Origin of the sequence: Streptomyces sp. NPDC056373 (assembly GCF_042262425.1) — a bacterium.
In the GTDB taxonomy this organism is placed as follows: Bacteria; Actinomycetota; Actinomycetes; order Streptomycetales; family Streptomycetaceae; genus Streptomyces.
Window position 1 is genome coordinate 260,957 of record NZ_JBHJPX010000007.1, and the last position, 15,616, is coordinate 276,572.

General features: G+C 69.2%; 12 protein-coding genes and 2 pseudogenes. 6 read left to right on the forward strand and 8 right to left on the reverse strand.

Going from position 1 to position 15,616, the window contains the following annotated elements; all coding sequences use genetic code 11:
* Window positions 1-6: 6 nt before the first annotated feature.
* Both ACFCXS_RS16995 and ACFCXS_RS17000 read right to left on the reverse strand, forming a co-directional pair.
* Window positions 7-1,599, reverse strand: a complete 1,593-nt coding sequence (locus ACFCXS_RS16995; RefSeq protein ID WP_376644119.1) for an ABC-F family ATP-binding cassette domain-containing protein — start codon at window positions 1,597-1,599, stop codon at window positions 7-9.
* Window positions 1,600-1,745: 146 nt separating this feature from the next.
* Complete coding sequence (locus tag ACFCXS_RS17000; RefSeq protein WP_376644120.1) at window positions 1,746-2,390, reverse strand: peptide deformylase; 645 nt, start codon at window positions 2,388-2,390, stop codon at window positions 1,746-1,748.
* A gap of 153 nt (window positions 2,391-2,543) precedes the next feature.
* Between ACFCXS_RS17000 and ACFCXS_RS17005 the strand changes: the two genes are divergently transcribed.
* Window positions 2,544-3,947 (forward strand): PepSY-associated TM helix domain-containing protein, encoded by a 1,404-nt coding sequence (locus ACFCXS_RS17005; protein ID WP_376644121.1) that lies wholly within the window; start codon window positions 2,544-2,546, stop codon window positions 3,945-3,947.
* 134 nt (window positions 3,948-4,081) lie between these two features.
* Here ACFCXS_RS17005 and ACFCXS_RS17010 read toward each other — a convergent pair whose 3' ends face one another.
* The gene (locus tag ACFCXS_RS17010; protein WP_376644251.1) at window positions 4,082-4,420 is read right to left on the reverse strand and encodes a tetratricopeptide repeat protein; all 339 of its coding nucleotides are present in this window, start codon (window positions 4,418-4,420) and stop codon (window positions 4,082-4,084) included.
* A gap of 317 nt (window positions 4,421-4,737) precedes the next feature.
* Here ACFCXS_RS17010 and ACFCXS_RS17015 point away from each other — a divergent pair, with 317 nt between their 5' ends.
* Window positions 4,738-5,703: a pirin family protein gene (locus ACFCXS_RS17015; RefSeq protein WP_376644122.1), complete on the forward strand. Its 966-nt coding sequence runs from the start codon at window positions 4,738-4,740 to the stop codon at window positions 5,701-5,703.
* A 184-nt stretch (window positions 5,704-5,887) separates the two neighbouring features.
* On the opposite strand, the pseudogene ACFCXS_RS17020 reads toward ACFCXS_RS17015, so the two are convergent.
* Both ACFCXS_RS17020 and ACFCXS_RS17025 read right to left on the reverse strand, forming a co-directional pair.
* Window positions 5,888-6,069: pseudogene (locus ACFCXS_RS17020) on the reverse strand (hypothetical protein); the annotation flags it as partial.
* A 77-nt stretch (window positions 6,070-6,146) separates the two neighbouring features.
* Window positions 6,147-6,479, reverse strand: a complete 333-nt coding sequence (locus ACFCXS_RS17025) for a transposase (RefSeq protein WP_376644123.1) — start codon at window positions 6,477-6,479, stop codon at window positions 6,147-6,149.
* Between the two features lie 292 nt (window positions 6,480-6,771).
* Between ACFCXS_RS17025 and ACFCXS_RS17030 the strand changes: the two genes are divergently transcribed.
* The 3 genes and pseudogenes from ACFCXS_RS17030 to ACFCXS_RS17040 all read left to right on the forward strand — a co-directional run bounded on the left by ACFCXS_RS17030 (window position 6,772) and on the right by ACFCXS_RS17040 (window position 11,156).
* Window positions 6,772-7,920 carry an amidohydrolase family protein gene (locus ACFCXS_RS17030; RefSeq protein WP_376644124.1) on the forward strand — a complete coding sequence of 383 codons (1,149 nt, stop codon included), beginning with the start codon at window positions 6,772-6,774 and terminating at the stop codon, window positions 7,918-7,920.
* Between the two features lie 161 nt (window positions 7,921-8,081).
* Window positions 8,082-8,733 (forward strand): annotated as a pseudogene (locus ACFCXS_RS17035) (transposase).
* 869 nt (window positions 8,734-9,602) lie between these two features.
* Window positions 9,603-11,156: an alpha/beta hydrolase gene (locus ACFCXS_RS17040; protein ID WP_376644125.1), complete on the forward strand. Its 1,554-nt coding sequence runs from the start codon at window positions 9,603-9,605 to the stop codon at window positions 11,154-11,156.
* 274 nt (window positions 11,157-11,430) lie between these two features.
* On the opposite strand, the gene ACFCXS_RS17045 is transcribed toward ACFCXS_RS17040, so the two are convergent.
* From ACFCXS_RS17045 to ACFCXS_RS17055, 3 genes are all read right to left on the reverse strand, one after another.
* Window positions 11,431-11,955 carry a hypothetical protein gene (locus ACFCXS_RS17045; protein ID WP_376644126.1) on the reverse strand — a complete coding sequence of 175 codons (525 nt, stop codon included), beginning with the start codon at window positions 11,953-11,955 and terminating at the stop codon, window positions 11,431-11,433.
* A gap of 130 nt (window positions 11,956-12,085) precedes the next feature.
* Entirely contained in the window at window positions 12,086-13,354 is a 1,269-nt protein-coding gene (locus ACFCXS_RS17050) for a M15 family metallopeptidase (RefSeq protein ID WP_376644127.1), read from the reverse strand.
* Window positions 13,351-14,844: an NUDIX domain-containing protein gene (locus ACFCXS_RS17055; protein WP_376644128.1), complete on the reverse strand. Its 1,494-nt coding sequence runs from the start codon at window positions 14,842-14,844 to the stop codon at window positions 13,351-13,353. The genes ACFCXS_RS17050 and ACFCXS_RS17055 overlap by 4 nt, the downstream gene beginning before the upstream one ends.
* Before the next feature lie 66 nt (window positions 14,845-14,910).
* On the opposite strand from ACFCXS_RS17055, the gene ACFCXS_RS17060 reads away from it, so the two are divergent.
* Window positions 14,911-15,507 carry an RICIN domain-containing protein gene (locus ACFCXS_RS17060; protein WP_376644129.1) on the forward strand — a complete coding sequence of 199 codons (597 nt, stop codon included), beginning with the start codon at window positions 14,911-14,913 and terminating at the stop codon, window positions 15,505-15,507.
* Window positions 15,508-15,616 lie beyond the last annotated feature (109 nt).

The window sequence follows — 15,616 nt, forward strand, 5'->3', positions numbered from 1 at the left end:
CCGGGATCACGCGTGCGCCGGCACCACCAGTTCCCGGTAGTCGTCGTCCCACAGGTCCTCCTCCGCCTCGGGCAGCAGCAGCACCCGATCCGGGCGCAGCGCGTCGACGGCGCCCTCGTCGTGCGTGACCATGACGATCGCGCCCGGGTAGGTGCCCACCGCGGCGAGGACCTCGGCGCGGGAGGCCGGGTCCAGGTTGTTGGTGGGCTCGTCGAGGAGCAGGACGTTCGCGCCCGAGTGCACCAGACCCGCCAGGGCCAGCCGGGTCTTCTCGCCGCCCGACAGGACGCCGACCGGCTTGCCGGTGTCGTCGCCGGTGAACAGGAACGCGCCCAGGACCTGCCGCGCCTCCCCGTCGGTGAGATGCGGCGCGGCTCCGGCCAGGTGCATCTGGACAGTCGACTCCGGGTCCAGGGTGTCGTGTTCCTGAGCGAAGTAGCCCAGGCGCAGACCGTGCCCGTGGACCACCCGGCCGCTGTCGGGCGTGTCCTGCCCGGACAGGATGCGCAGCAGGGTGGTCTTCCCGGCTCCGTTGGGCCCCAGCACCACCAGGCGGCTGCCCCGGTCGACCGCCAGATCGACCCCCCGCAGCACGGGCCGGCCGCCGTACGACCTGGTCAGGCTCACCGCGCCGAGCGGGATACGGCCGCACGGCGCAGGCTCGGGGAGCCGGATCCTGGCCGTCCTCGCGGCGCGCCGGGCCGGTTCGAGGTCGGCGAGCAGCCGGTCCGCGCGACGCGCCATGTTCCGCGCGGCCACCGCGGTCGACACCCGGGCCCGCATCTTGCCGGCCTGGGCGTGCAGCGCCGCCGCCTTGCGCTCGGCGTTCGCCCGCTCGCGCGTCCGGCGCCGCTCGTCGGCGTCCCGCTGCTCCAGGTAGGTGTCCCAGCCGGTGTTGTGGATGTCGAGCGCGGCCCGCCCCGGGTCCAGGTGGAAGACCCGGTTCACGGTGCCGGCCAGCAGGGACGTGTCGTGACTGATCATCACCAGCCCACCCTGATGGCTCATCAGGAAGCCGCGCAGCCACGCGATCGAGGCCGCGTCCAGATGGTTCGTCGGCTCGTCCAGCAGCAGGGTGCCGTGTCCGGCGAACAGGATGCGCGCCAGCTCCACACGCCGGCGCTGACCGCCCGACAGCGCGCTGAGCCGCCGGTCCATCAGGTCCGACGACAGGCCGAGACCGGCGGCGACCCGGGCGGCCTCCGCTTCGGCCGCGTAGCCGCCGCGCGCCTGGAACTCGGCTTCGGCCCGCACATAGGCGTTCATCGACCGGTCCGTGCCGTCGGCCATCGCGGCCTCGGCGCTGCGCAGCGCCCGTACGGCCAGGTCCAGGCCCCGCGCGGAGAGGATCCGGTCGGTGACGGTGACCGACTGGTCGGCGGCGCGGGAATCCTGGGGGAGATGCCCCACTCCGGCCGTGCGGCAGACCGAGCCGGCGGCAGGCCGCAGTTCGCCCGCCAGGGTGTGCAACAGGGTCGTCTTCCCGGCGCCGTTGCGGCCCACCAGGCCGATGCGGTCGCCGGGGGAGACGTGGAAGGAGACGCCGGACAGCAGTAGACGCGCGCCCACGCGCACGGCGATGTCACGAACAGTGATCATGAGAAAACGCTCCGAAAAAGCAAGAGGACACACGGGTGGCGTGGGAGTGGGTCCTGAGCTAGGAAATTCGGGGCGTAGACATGCGGTCACGGTAACGGAGGCGCCGCCGCGGGCGCCTCCGAATTTCGGCGGGGCGGCTCCGCGCGCTACGGCAGTTCGAAGCCCAGCGCCCGCGCCGCCTCCTCCGGTGTCGGCTGGGCCCAGCGCTCCGCCATCGCCGGATTGGACGACAGGGAGCGAGACTCGGCGCGGTCCAGGTACAGGACGCCGTCGAGGTGGTCCGTCTCGTGCTGCACGATCCTGGCCGGCCAGCCCGTGAACACCTCGTCCAGCATCCGGCCATGCTCGTCCTGCCCGGTCAGCCGCACCTCTGCGGGCCGCGCCACCACCGCCTGCCAGCCCGGGACGCTCAGGCAGCCCTCGAAGAACGCCGCCCGCGCGTCGCCGACCGGTTCGTAGGAGGGGTTGACCAGCGCACGGAACGGCTGCGGCACCCGCCCGCGCACGAGCCGCACCTCCTCCGGCACCGGCGCCGGATCCTCGATCACCGCGATCCTCAGCTCCACGCCGACCTGCGGCGCCGCCAGGCCGACCCCCGGGGCCGCGCGCATGGTGACCCGCAGGGCCTCGACGAACCGGGCCAGCAGGGCGGGCTCCAGCTGACCGTCGTACGGCTCCGTGCCCTGCCGCAGCACCGGGTCACCGGCCGCGACGATGGCCAACGGGAGTCCTCCGTCGAGGAGTTGTTCGACCCGCTCGGCCAGGGGCGCGCGATCGCTCGGTGTTCCCATCGGCTCAGGATGACACGGCACCCCCCACCTCTACGTGATGCACGTCACATGTGTTCCCCGGGAACTGAACGCCCCGCCGCACCGACTACTGCACCGCAACGGCCACCGCTCACACCGCAACGGCCCAGAAGACGTCCCCGGAGAAGCCCGCCGATGACCACCGCTCCCTCGACCACCACGGACGAGGCCCCGCCACCAGCCGCCCCGGCACCGTCGAAGAGCAGCTGGGCCTCCCTGCGCCCGCTGATCCTCCGTCTGCACTTCTACGCCGGTGTGCTGGTGGCGCCGTTCCTCCTCGTCGCCGCCGTCACCGGCCTGCTGTACGCCGGCTCGTTCCAGGCCGAGAAGCTCGTGTACGACCACGAACTGACCGTCCCCGTGGGCGAGAAGAAGCTGCCGATCAGCGAGCAGGTGGCCGCCGCCCGCAAGGCCCACCCCGAGGGCACCGTCTCCGCCGTACGCCCCTCACCCGAGGCCGACGCGACGACCAGGGTGATGCTGTCCGGCGTGCCGGGCGTCGACGAGGGCCACGCCCTCGCCGTGTTCGTCGACCCGTACACCGCGAAGGTGCGCGGCTCCCTCGAACAGTACGGCTCGACCGGCGCGCTGCCGCTGCGCACCTGGATCGACGAGTTCCACCGGGACCTGCACCTCGGGGAGACGGGGCGGCTGTACAGCGAACTGGCGGCCAGCTGGCTGTGGGTGATCTCGGCGGGCGGGCTGGCGCTGTGGTTCTCCCGGCGCCGCGCCCTGCGCAAGGTGCGGGGCGCGAAGGGCCGGCGCCGCACCCTCGGACTGCACGGCACCGTCGGAGTGTGGGCGGCGATCGGGTTCTTCTTCCTCTCGGCGACCGGTCTGACCTGGTCCGCCTACGCCGGGGCCACCATCGACGAGCTGCGCACCTCGCTCGGCCAGGCCACCCCGTCGGTGTCGGCGGCCGCAGGCGGTGAGCACGCCGGCCACGGCTCCGCCGCCGGGCAGGCGGGCGACGCCGCACACGGCGTGGGCCTGGACAAGGTCCTGTCGGCGGCGCGGGCCGAGGGGCTCGGCGACCCGGTGGAGATCGTTCCGCCCGCGGACGCGAACTCGGCGTACGTGGTCAAGCAGGTGCAGCGCGGCTGGCCCACCAAGCAGGACGCCGTCGCGATCGACCCGGCCGACGCAGAGGTCACCGACGTGGTGCGCTTCGCGGACCACCCGGTGCTCGCGAAGCTCACCCGTTGGGGCATCGACCTGCATACCGGCGTCCTGTTCGGCCTGGCCAACCAGATCGCCCTGATGCTGCTCGCGACCTGTCTGATCCTGTTGATCGTCTGGGGCTACCGGATGTGGTGGCAGCGCGGCCGGGGCAGCTCCTTCGGCCGTCCGATCCCGCGCGGCGCCTGGCAGCAGGTGCCGCCGCGGATCCTGGTGCCGCTGCTGGCGGGCATCGCCGTACTCGGGTACTTCCTGCCGCTGTTCGGCATCCCGCTGGCCGCCTTCCTCGCCGTCGACATCCTGCTGGGGGAGATCGCTCACCGGCGGGGGCGCCGCTCGTACGGGACGCCTCTCTCGTAGCGCCGCGACCGGGACGGCGGGCCCGGGCACGTGGGCCGGCGTGCCGCCTCCTTGCCGGCCGGGTCTGCGGACCCCGCCGACGCCGACCGTGCCCGGCTCCGCACGGAGCCGGGCACCGTCGGGTGCGGTGCGGGTCAGTGATGCTCGAAGTCACCCGCGAGCGCCGAGGCGATCCGCAGGTGCGACTCCGCCTCCTCGTCCCGGTTCTGCCGCTGGAGCGTGCGGCCGAGCATCAGCCGGGCATAATGCTCCACGGGGTCCCGCTCGACGATCGTTCGCAACTCGCGCTCGGCCCGGCGCAGTTGGGCGGAGTGGTAGTAGGAACGCGCCAGGAGCAGCCGGGGCCCGGTCTGCTCGGGCACCTCCTCCACCAGCCCGACCAGAACACGCGCGGCGGCGGCGTAGTCCTTGGCGTCGAAGAACAGCTGTGCGCGCTCCCAGCGCTCGGCCGGGGTTCCGTGGGCGTAGTACATGGTGTCCTGGGTCGTGTTCACTCGGTGCCTCCTTCGAGGACGGCAACCGAGCCTGCCGGTCGGATATTCCGCTGGTCGGAGGGGGCCGGGGCGAGCGGGGCAGGGCGGCCGGCCCGGCACCGGCCCGCTCGGTGACCGGCTCGTCGAGCACGCCGTCGCGGCCGCTACGGTTCTCCGGGGCGCCCGCGACACGCGCTCACGCCCACGGCCCGAACATGACGCCGACCCAAGTCCTGCGGACGTCCGCGACGCGCCCCTGCGCCACGGCGCGAACAGGACGCTGACGCAGGCCCGTGCGCCGGACTAGGTTGTGCTCCATGAGCAATCTCGAGCGCGAAGCGGCCCCCTCCCTGTGCGGCGGCCGTGGCTTCGTGGTGGCGGAGCCGGTGCGTGAACTTCTCAGCCCTCGCCGCGTGAAGCTGGGCGAGGCCGGCGAGGTCCGCCGGCTGCTGCCCAACCTGGGCCGCCGCATGGTCGGGGCCTGGTGCTTCGTCGACCACTACGGTCCCGACGACATCGCCGACGAGCCCGGAATGCAGGTTCCGCCGCACCCCCACATGGGTCTGCAGACGGTGAGCTGGCTGCACGAGGGGGAGGTGCTGCACCGCGACTCCACCGGCAGCCTCCAGACGATCCGCCCCCGCGAACTGGGGCTGATGACCTCCGGCCGTGCCATCAGCCACTCGGAGGAGAGCCCGCGCTCGCACGCCCGCTTCCTGCACGGCGCGCAGTTGTGGGTCGCGCTCCCCGACAGCCACCGCCACGCCGACCCGCGCTTCGAACACCACGCCGACCTGCCGGTCGTCACGGCACCCGGCGTCAAGGCGACGCTGATCCTCGGCGGCCTGGACGGGGCGACCTCACCGGGCACCGCGTACACCCCGATCGTCGGCGCCGACCTGACCCTGACCCGAGGCACGGACGTACGCCTCCCCGTCGAGCCGGACTTCGAGTACGCGGTCCTGTCCATGTCCGGCGAAGCCCACGTCGACGGCGTCCCCGTCCTGCCCGGCTCCATGCTCTATCTCGGCTGCGGCCGCGGCGAACTGCCCCTGCGGGCGGAGTCGGACGCGAGCCTGATGCTCCTGGGCGGCGAACCGTTCGAGGAGGAACTGATCATGTTCTGGAACTGGATCGGGCGTACGCAGGGGGAGATCGAGCAGGCGCGGCGGGACTGGATGGAGGGGACGCGGTTCGGCGAGGTGAAGGGGTACGACGGTGATCCGCTGGCTGCCCCTGAGCTGCCGGCGGTGCCTCTGAAGCCGCGGGGAAGGGTGCGCTGACCTGCGTAAACGCGTCAGCTCTGGTGGCTGCTCATCGGAAGGTGGGCGGTCAATTACCACGGACTTCTGCCCGCCTGCCGGAAGACGTCCGGGGACCGCGGCGAGATCGGATCGGCGGAATCGCACGCGCAAGGGGTTCGTGGGTCGACCACGACGGACCGAACCCCTCGGGAACCTGCCGTCAGGTGCACCCGGAGGTGGCCACGAACAAGATTGCGGCCAGCCCTTCCGGTCCCCGTAGCGGCGTCGCCCGCCGCCCTGCGGACGAGTCGGCGCCACCGGTATCACCCGCTGGAACAACTCCCACAGCCGTCCAGGACAAGACGCTCCAAGATCGTCACGGCCGAATGCTACCGACCACGCCAAATGCAACGTGGTCCTCATCGACGTCTCGCGCGTGGCCCTCGACTCCGCTCACGTGGGGGCTGGAAATGGGGGCGAACTCAAGGTCCGGGACCCCCTTTTTTCGTGTCGATGTGGCTGCCGTCGATCACAGCCCGGGACCAGTCGATCTCGTTTGCCGCGTTCAGCTGGGCAAGCAGGATCCGATGCAGATCGTCGAACACCCCGGCGTGGATCCACCGCTTGATCCGCCGCCAGCACGTCATGCCTGACCTGAAGCCGAGTTCCTGCGGAATGTCTTCCCAGCCGATCCCGGTATGCAGCACGTACAAGATGCCCTGCAGGCACTGCCGATCCGGCACCGGCCGCGGACCGGGCGCCTTCGTCGGGCCACGGCGGAAGCACCGGCTCGAGAAGCTCCCACAACTGATCATTTGGCAGAGCGCGTGAGCAGCTCTTTAACGTTCGTCTCAGGTTCGCTCTGTAGGAAGTAGGCATGCGGATAAGCGATGCAACCCGTATGTAGAAGGCTGGTGATGGCAGTCGACGCGGCACCATCGGGGAAAGCGCGGCCCGGACCCTGGACTTCGGGCCCAGTTGCGACGGGCCTTGATTCTCGTGCGGGTGTCGAACGCCGCTCCGGAGAGTACTCCCGTCGGAGTAACGGCGTACCGCCTGTCTCCAGAGGGATGACGACCGCAGTAACGCCTGAAGAGAGGGACTGACATGAAGCCCATGGGACGCCGCGGCTTTCTGACCGCCAGCACGGCACTTGGCATTGGTGCCGGCTTGTCCACGCACGCCATTCTCTCGGAAGCGAGCGAGAACGAGACTTCGGACAAGACTTCGGACAAGACTTCGGACATTTCACGGCGGGACCAGGACCTGCCCTTCATCGGCACGGAGGAGACCTTTTCGACTCCCACGTTGTTGAAGTTGAACTCCATCAATCAGGATCATATAGCGTTCCTTGAGGAAATTGGTCTTTCGGATCTAGGCCAACGCCGCATCGGCGATATGGATGCGGGGGGACTCAACGTTCAAATCCTCTCTGCTCATACACCCTCCGCACAAAATGTCCCTGGGCAGAGGGGCATCGACCTTGCCTATCGTCTCAACCGGCAACTTGTAGACGGGCCGATCGCCAGATATCCGGACCGCTTCAAGGCTTTCGCCACCTTGCCCTTGCAGAGCCCGGAGGCGGCGGCGGACGAACTGGAACGCTCGGTTCGGGAAGATGGCTTCTTGGGTGCCCTGACCAACGGACACATCGCGAAGAAGTATCTCGATCATCCCGATTTCGAGCCTGTGCTGGCACGTGCCGTTGCTCTCGACGTGCCGATCTACCTGCATCCGGGCTATCCAGCTGACGAGGTCTTCAAGATCTACTACAGCACCACACGGTCAAAATACACGGAAGAGTATCAAGACTACATTTTCAGTGGGTCTGGATATGGCTGGCACCAGGAGGTGCTGACCCAATGCATTCGGATGATCGCGTACGGAGTTTTCGACAGATTCCCCAAACTGAAAATCATCATCGGCCACATGGGTGAAGGTCTTCCCTTCTACTACGAGCGGATCGTCAATGACATGGGCGAGCCGACCAAAGACTCGCTCGAGAAGCCCATCGGGCAATACTTCCAGGACAACTTCTGGGTCACAACCAGCGCATTCCCCCAGACCGAACTGCTCGATCTCCTGCTGAAGTACATAAGCGTGGATCGAGTGATGTTCGCAACCGACTACCCGTTCGCGGACATAAAGGAGCAGACTGACTGGTTCCGCGGAGTCGATTTGCCACGCGAAGACAAGGAAAAGATTGCATTCCGAAATGCAGAGAAACTGTTCGGAATGAAAGTGCCCGTGAAGTGATACGCCAGCATCGGCCGGAGTGAAAGAATGCTTTGCTGTAAGGCGAGAGTACGGCCGGAGTATGCGTTGCACGGCTGCCCCATAACGCGGTCTCATACAGGCTCTTCTTAATGAGGATGTCTCATGTGCTCGTGTGGTGAGCTGCGGCATCATTGCTGCTTGTGGGTGTCGATATGTCGCAGCGGCTGGTTCCTGACGGTCTGTGGGAGCTGGTCGCACCGTTGCCGCTGTCGTTCAACTCCCGTCCGCAGGGCGGCGGGACCGCTCCGTGACTCGGTGCGCGGGGCGAGCTGGACTGGGCCTCGGCGATCGTCGATGCCGTCTCGGTCCGGGTCAAAAGGGGGGGCACGCTGACCGGGCCGAACCCGGTCGATCGCGGCAAGAAGGGCAGCAAGCCGCATGTGCTGTCCGAGGGCCAGGGCATCCGGCCGGCCGTCGGGGTGTCCGGTGCGAACACCCACGACAGCCTGGCTCTGAAGCCGCTGATCCGCGGTGTACCCGCCGTCCGCTCCCGCCGCGGGCCGCGACGGCGTCGGCCCGTCAAACTCCGCGCGGACAGGGCGTATGTCTCCGCCGAGCACCTCACCTGGCTGCGCGAGCGAGGGCTCGTCCCGCGCATCGCGCGTCCCGGGATCGAATCGAGCGAGCGGCTCGGCCGGCACCGCTCGAAGATCGAGCGGTCGATCGCCTGGCTGTTCGGCTTCCGGCCGGCTCACCGTCCGGTACGAGCGAAAGGGATCTCACGTCCTCGCCTTCCCCGGCCTCGCAGCCGCCCTCACCTGCTACAAGAAGCTCGCGAAACTCGCCACGTGAGACATCCTCTTAAAAGATCCGGGCGTGCATGCCCTGCGTAAGGTTTCCAAGGATCTTGCGCAGCCACTGGTTGCGGATGGCTGGTAGCCGGACAAGAGTGTGCTGGAAAATGCTTGGACCGGGAGCTGAATCCCGTTCCCGTACTTTTGGGTAGGCGTGGACCGGCATGGCCACCTGGGACAGCGCGGTGGTCAGCTCGGCGCCGCATCCCACACACACGAAGACGAACACATGCCCTCCGCTTCAGGGAACAGCATCGTGGCAGTTTGGCAGCGGCTGAGCCATGGAATTTCTCGTCCTGAGAAATGGTCACCAGGGGACGAGGCCGAGATGAGCAGTACCGTCTGCTTGGCAGCCGGAACATACCACTGGAGTGTCACTCTCGGCGGAGCTTACGCTCCGGTGGATCCGGGTTATGTCGATCGCAACGCCTACCTGGCCGCAGGGACATACACCTGGAATTGCAGAGTCCAGGCGCCGGCCAATTACGTCTACCAGAACACCTGTTACCTCGAGAAGCCCGGATCCGAACGGGCTTGGATCGAGTGGCCCGGGTACGACCTCTACACCAGCAGCTCTTTGTCCGTCGACGACTCACCGGGCCAGACACAGGCGGCCGGTCGCGGTCAGCGGGGCGGCTACGGCCTTCCCACCCGCACACGCAGCAGTCCAGCGTCCAGCACACGCCGGGCCGGACCGCAGGGGGAGTCGCGTGAGCACGGGGCGGTCAATACTTCCGGGCACTCTCCCGAGCCGGGCTGTCAGAGGGGGCTAGTACCCTGCACACTCATTCGACGATCGGACGATCAAGGGTACGGGCATACGGGCACGGGGCCTGGGCGTCCAGGGGCGGGAGCGCGGGGATTTCAATGAGTGACGCACGTCCGTTACGAAGCCGCAGACCGGGCCTCTCGGCCGGTGCGCTCATCCTCGCAGGGGTCGTCCTCGCCGCGATCGGGGCCATCGGCGCCTGGCTCCAGCACGACGCTCCCGGCCGGAGTGCGGAACCGCGTACGGAGTTCACCGCGAACAACCCGCCCGCCGGTCTGCCCACCGCGCTCACCACCGGCCAGCACCTCCACTGGTCCCGCTGCACCTCGCCGCCCACCGCGCGCAATGGCTACGACTGCGCCGTCATGAAGACCCCCCTCGACTACCGGAAACCAGACGGCAGGACAATCGACGTCGCTCTGATCCGCCGCAAGGCCACCGGCCCTGACGCCCGGCGCATCGGCTCGCTCGTCCTCAACTTCGGCGGCCCCGGCGTGTCCGGTGTGAGCGGATTGCCCGAACGGCTCAACCAGTACAAGCCGCTCCTCGACCGCTACGACCTGGTCTCCTTCGACCCGCGCGGCGTCGGCGCGACCATCCCCGTGCGCTGCGGAAAGACCGCGGACGACACCGGCTACGACGGGACCGACGCCTGCGCCGAGCGCTCCGGGGCGCTCCTGCCGTACATCGGCACCTCACACACCGCGCGCGACCTCGACCTGATGCGCTATCTCCTCGGCGACGAGAGGCTGCACTACTTCGGGGTCTCGTACGGCACGGCGCTCGGCGCGGTCTACGCCCACCTGTTCCCGTCCCACGTCGGACGGCTCGTCCTCGAAGCGCCCGTCGATCCGACCGAGGACCTCAGCGAGGAGCAGGTCTCGCAGGTCAAGGCGGTCCAGGCGGCGTTCGACCGGTTCGTTGCGCACTGCGCGGCACGTATCCGCCACTGCCCGACCGGTGACGGGCCCGAGGAGGCCGCGCGACGCATGGCGCGCCTGGCCGACCGCTTGGAGAAGAAGCCCGCCCCGGCCGGCGGGGGAAGGAACCTGGACGCCGACGACCTCGCGCACAGCGTTGGAGACCATCTCGTCCTCGGCACGGACGGTTGGTCGCCGCTCGCCAAGGCCCTCACCGCGCTGATCGACCACAACGACGGCGGTCCGATGAGCAGCGGTGCGGCCGACATGGGTTCCGCCGACCGCGCGGCGACCCCGCCCGACAGCAGCAGCGTCGCCCGGACCGCGATCACCTGCGCGGACTCCAGCCTGCGCCCCGGCTTCGAAGCCCTCGACAGGGACGAGGCCCGCGTCAAGGCCGCCTCACCCGTCTTCGGCGCGGCCTGGTCCACCGGCGTCTACCTCTGTTACGACTGGCCGTTCGACGGCGAGCGCGCAACGCCCCAGGTGAACGCCGACGGCGCGGCCCCCGTCCTGGTGGTCGGCGGCACCGGCGACCCGACTACCCCCTACCCCGGCGCCCGACACATGGCCCGCGCCCTGGGCGACGGCGTGGGCGTGCTCCTGACGGCCGAGGAGGAGGGCCACGGCACATACCCGCAGAACCGCTGCGTCAAGGAGACGGTCGACCAATACCTCCGCACGGGTCACACCCCGGCCCCTGGGACGGTGTGCCGGGGCAGCATGTCCTGAGACCCGTACAGGTCTGCCGGGCGGCCGTAGCACACCGGTTCGCTCGCAGGGGGCCGCGGGCGTGCACCATCCCACCACCCGGTCCGAGACCTTCTTTCGGGTGGGTGCCAGGTCGATCACCTGGCACATGATCGCCCACGGGCACCGCCCCGATCGCTTCGACATCATGGGAGCCCTCGCCCGCCTGGAACGGCCGTCGCCTGGAATGGCCGTCGCCTGGAATGGCCGTGATCATGTGCGCCCCGTGGTCGTAACTGACGACCTCAACCACGGGTCAATCCGCAGGTTCTGATAGCCCGGGCTTACCAGCATCCTCGGCGGGCACGGTCGCCTTCTGGGTGGGGGTGGAGACGGTCTGCGCGCACTGCGTGGGTGTCATCGGCATGGGGCGGCCGGGCCGGGCAGGGCGGTGGTCGAATACGAGGGCGAGAACGCCGAGGGCTTCCTTGGCCGGCGGGTAGATGCTTCGGAGGTTGGCGAGCAGTTCGCCGGGCGGCCCGTCCGGGTCGATACGCACGGTGTCCTCCGAGCTGAGCAGATCCTCGAAGGAGTGGTACGGCGTGATCCGCTGCACGATGACGTCGAGTTCCCGCCCGGTGTCCCGGTCGTGGAAGACGACCGTGTCGCCGACTGCGACGGCGCGCTTCTGCGGGGTGGCCACCCTCACTTCGATCGTCTTGCGGCCTGCTTCCAGTTGGCGGTAGTACCGCCCGAGCAGGTGCATGTGGTGCTCTTGTGGTTCACGTCCGGTCGCCGGACTCGGGACGGCTGGGATCGCCTGCTGGGTGTCGTCGGGCATACGTGCCTCCGTTCGATGAGGTCCGTCCGTCGCGGCCTTGGGATCCCAACCGGGCCAGGGTCCGGTGGCCGCGCTCCTGTGTTTCCGGATCGGCGTGGGTGGCGATGAAGTGGACGAGGATGCCGGCGCGCTACGGCAGTTCGATCGGTCCGTAGCGCGCGTGCGGCTCCTGCCGCATCAACGCGTCGTACCGATCCGCTACCGAGAAGTGCCAGAACTCGGTCGCATAGTTGCTGAAACCTGCGTTCTCCATGGCGTTGAGCAGCAGCATGCGGTGGTGGCGCGCGCGATCGCTGACGTTCGGGGCGTGAGTGAAGCAGGCGCCGTCGCTCTCCTCGGGGGAGGCATTGACGCGGGTACCGAGGTCGAGTTCGTGGCCGTCCTGGTCGGCGAGAGTCACGTCTACAGCCGCGCCCGCGGAGTGGGGCGCGATCTCCGGTGGTGACACGTACCGGCTGGCGGCCTGGTGGAGCTGCTCAGCTGCCCAGTCGGGATGAGCGGCGGCCAGCTCGTCCCGGTACTCGGTGAAGTAGCGCTGCTGTAGGGCCGGCGGCCGATAGCCCTCGATGAACAGCAGGTCGGTGCCGGCGGGCAGGAGCGAGCGGGCGTGCTCCAGCCGGGCCAGGACGCCCTCGCGGACGTGGGCGAACGCGCCCAGCGGATCTTGCTTGCGGGGATCGACGCGGAAGCTGTGGTCACGTACGTCGACGAGAGGCTCCCCGCACTCGCGCAGCGGGATCGCGGCGACCTGCGGATCGGACATCAACACCGGACTGCTCATCGAGTGTCCCTGCGGCGGCTTGCACTGCGGTGGCGGGATGGGGGAGGCAGAGGCCAGGTCGGTTTCGCGCAGGATGCGCGTGATGGTGTCCTGCAGCGTGCTGTCGGCCGGGATCACGGTCTCCAGACCGCCGGGCAGCAGATCCAGTTCGCGGTACCAGGAGGCGAGGTGGCTGTCGGTGACTTGCGCCAGGTACGCGGCATCCGCCTTCGATCTGTGTCGGACCAACGTCGTTTCCAGCGGCACGTCCAGGTAGTAGCAGCAGGAGATGCCGCGGTGGTCCCGTACCAGAGACGTGATCATGTGGCTGTAGCGGTCGGCGTACAGGATCCCTTCGAGCACCACGTGAAAGCCGGCGTTCAGTGCTTCGCGTGCGATCCTGCCCAGCAGGGCGATGTTGGCGCCGCGCGCGGTGTCGTGTTCCCTGAGCACGTTCCGGCGGATCACGTCCTGGCCCACGATCGCGATACCGCGGCCGTAGTGATCTCGCAGGCCCTGGGCCACGCTTGACTTGCCTGACGCCGAGTTGCCGCGGATCACCACCAGGCGGGTGTCCTCACGGCCGGCCGCAGTTGCAGTGGCCAGGCGACGGTGTGCGCCGCTCGGGGTGCCGGTCATGCGGGCCATCCCGTCTCGCTGTACAGGTCCCCGTTCTGGATCTTCGCGATGGCTTGGCGGGTATAGGAAACGAGGTTGTCGGGCAGCGCGGCAGGGTCCCAGAACTTCCACTGGGTGCACTTGTCCGGCTCGCGTAGTTCCGGCTCGCCGGTCCAGGTGCGAGCGCGGAAGAACAGGCCCATGCGGGGCCGGTCCCCGGCGCGGTCGATGTGGTGGACGACGTGGACGAGTTCGACGTCCTGGCGCTCGATGCGCAGGCCGGCTTCCTCCCGTGCCTCCCTGATCAGGCAGGTGATGGCGCTCTCCTGCTCGCAGTGGCCGGCCAGGACGTGCCAGGTGGACGGCGCGAACGCGGAGTCGGGGTGGCGCAGCCCGAGCAGCACCGTCCCGTCGGGGCGCTCCAGGTAGAGGTGGACGCCGATGATGTTGAGGACCGTGCCGTGAGGCGAAGCTGGGCGGCGCTCCTCGTGTGACGAGAGCCCGCTCTGCGACACAGTGCCGGAAGCGTTGGCGGGGACGCTGGCGGCGTGGCGCCGTACGAGGTCGCGGGTGGTGTCTGCGATGCGCAGGCGGTGGAGGTCGTCGGGGGCGAACCAGGCCAGCATCACCCCTTCCGTCAGGCTGAGTTCGCGCGGATCGCCGTTCCAGCGGCCGGCGTAGATGGCGATGGGCACGCTCGCACCGGCGTCGTCGGAGGCGTACTCGATGCCGAACGGGGTCAGGTCGGCGATGTGGAGACCCGTTTCCTCGGCCAGTTCGCGCCGGACGGTGTGTTCCAGGGTGGCGTCCTTGGGCTCTCGGCCACCGCCCAGCAGTGACCACATGCCCGGCTCCCAGATCTCGCCGGGGAAGTAGTCGCGCAGGTGGAGCAGGTACTCGCCGCGGTCGTTGTAGATCAGGGCGGAGGCATTGGCCGCCTCCGGTTCGGCCTTGGACGGGAGCTTGAGCAGCTTGTCGCGCAGGGAGGGGGAGGTCACCCGGTCAACTGGCCGCCACTCGATGCCGCCGACCTCTGCTTCCTGCAGCACCAGCGGCAACTCGGTTGTGGTGCGCAGGCGGAAGAGGAACCGGAGGTCGAAGTGCTGGTGGCCGGGTTCGCCTTTGCCCGGGCGGGCGTCGATGTCGTGGACGTCGATGTCGAACGGCACGGTCTCGTAGCCGGGCCACGGCGTGACGGCTCGGGGTGGGATCCCGGTCTCCTCGTGCAGCTCCCGCAACGCCACCCCTGTCAGGGACTCGTCGGCGGGGTCGGCGTGTCCGCCGGGGGCGAGAACCTTCCCGCTCGCAAGGTGCAGCACGTGCAGGACACGGCCGAGCGCGTCGACGACGATCGCGCCGCAGGTGACGTGGCCGGTGAAGGCGGAGCGGCTGGCGATGTCGGTGGGACGGTCGAGGGCGGCCAGGAGTCCGCCGAGCTGCTCGCGCTCGTGAGGGTGGCGAGCGAGGTAGGTGGCGACGGTGGTGCGGATGTGGTCGTGCGACAACGGCATGGGGCTACCTCAAAGGGGCGTGGAGCGGGACGTGTTGAGGCGGGATGCACGAACACCTGGCACAACATGGCTCTGTCCTTCCAGGGCAGCACCATCACCGCCAAGATCGACGGCACCACCGTCGGGACGGTCACCGACAGCAGCTACGGCGGAGGCCTCGTCGGTCTCGGCACGGCCGGCTTCTACCCCGTCCAGTACTCCAACCTGTCCATCACCCCCGGGACCGTGCCCGACCTCTCCGGCACCTACAAGATCGCCGGCGTCCAGAGCGGCAAGGTGCTGGACGCGGTCGGCGCCGCCACCGCCAACGGCACGAAGATCGACCAGTGGACGTACGGCGGAGGCACCCACCAGCAGTGGAAGCTGACCCGCAACAGCGCCGGCTACTACAGCATCATCGGCGTCGGCAGCGGCAAGGCCCTCGACATCGACCACGCCACCGCCTGGCCCGGCACCCAGCTGCAGCTGTGGACCCCCACCGGCAGCCCGAACCAGCAGTGGCAGATCGCCCCGACCGACAACGGCCACTACATCATCGAGTCCCGCCTGGACGGGTACCGGATGGATGTCCTCGGCAACTCCACCAGCGACGGAGGAATCATCGACCAGTGGCCGGCCGGAGGCACCACGAACCAGCAGTGGACTCTGGCCAAGCTCCCCTGACGTCCTGACAGTTCGACCATGACCTGGGGAGGGGCGGAGCGGCGCCGGCCGGTCCGCCCCTCCCGGGCGTGCCGCACGGGACGCCTTTCCAGGCCGCCGCGGACCACCG

Bases quoted from the DNA above. Each gene is read 5' to 3' on its own strand.
- ACFCXS_RS16995 (WP_376644119.1), bottom strand. From the start codon at position 1,599: ATGATCACTGTTCGTGACATCGCCGTGCGCGTGGGCGCGCGTCTACTG.
- ACFCXS_RS17000 (WP_376644120.1), bottom strand. From the start codon at position 2,390: ATGGGAACACCGAGCGATCGCGCGCCCCTGGCCGAGCGGGTCGAACAA.
- ACFCXS_RS17005 (WP_376644121.1), top strand. From the start codon at position 2,544: ATGACCACCGCTCCCTCGACCACCACGGACGAGGCCCCGCCACCAGCC.
- ACFCXS_RS17010 (WP_376644251.1), bottom strand. From the start codon at position 4,420: ATGTACTACGCCCACGGAACCCCGGCCGAGCGCTGGGAGCGCGCACAG.
- ACFCXS_RS17015 (WP_376644122.1), top strand. From the start codon at position 4,738: ATGAGCAATCTCGAGCGCGAAGCGGCCCCCTCCCTGTGCGGCGGCCGT.
- ACFCXS_RS17025 (WP_376644123.1), bottom strand. From the start codon at position 6,479: ATGATCAGTTGTGGGAGCTTCTCGAGCCGGTGCTTCCGCCGTGGCCCG.
- ACFCXS_RS17030 (WP_376644124.1), top strand. From the start codon at position 6,772: ATGAAGCCCATGGGACGCCGCGGCTTTCTGACCGCCAGCACGGCACTT.
- ACFCXS_RS17040 (WP_376644125.1), top strand. From the start codon at position 9,603: ATGAGTGACGCACGTCCGTTACGAAGCCGCAGACCGGGCCTCTCGGCC.
- ACFCXS_RS17045 (WP_376644126.1), bottom strand. From the start codon at position 11,955: ATGCCCGACGACACCCAGCAGGCGATCCCAGCCGTCCCGAGTCCGGCG.
- ACFCXS_RS17050 (WP_376644127.1), bottom strand. From the start codon at position 13,354: ATGACCGGCACCCCGAGCGGCGCACACCGTCGCCTGGCCACTGCAACT.
- ACFCXS_RS17055 (WP_376644128.1), bottom strand. From the start codon at position 14,844: ATGCCGTTGTCGCACGACCACATCCGCACCACCGTCGCCACCTACCTC.
- ACFCXS_RS17060 (WP_376644129.1), top strand. From the start codon at position 14,911: ATGGCTCTGTCCTTCCAGGGCAGCACCATCACCGCCAAGATCGACGGC.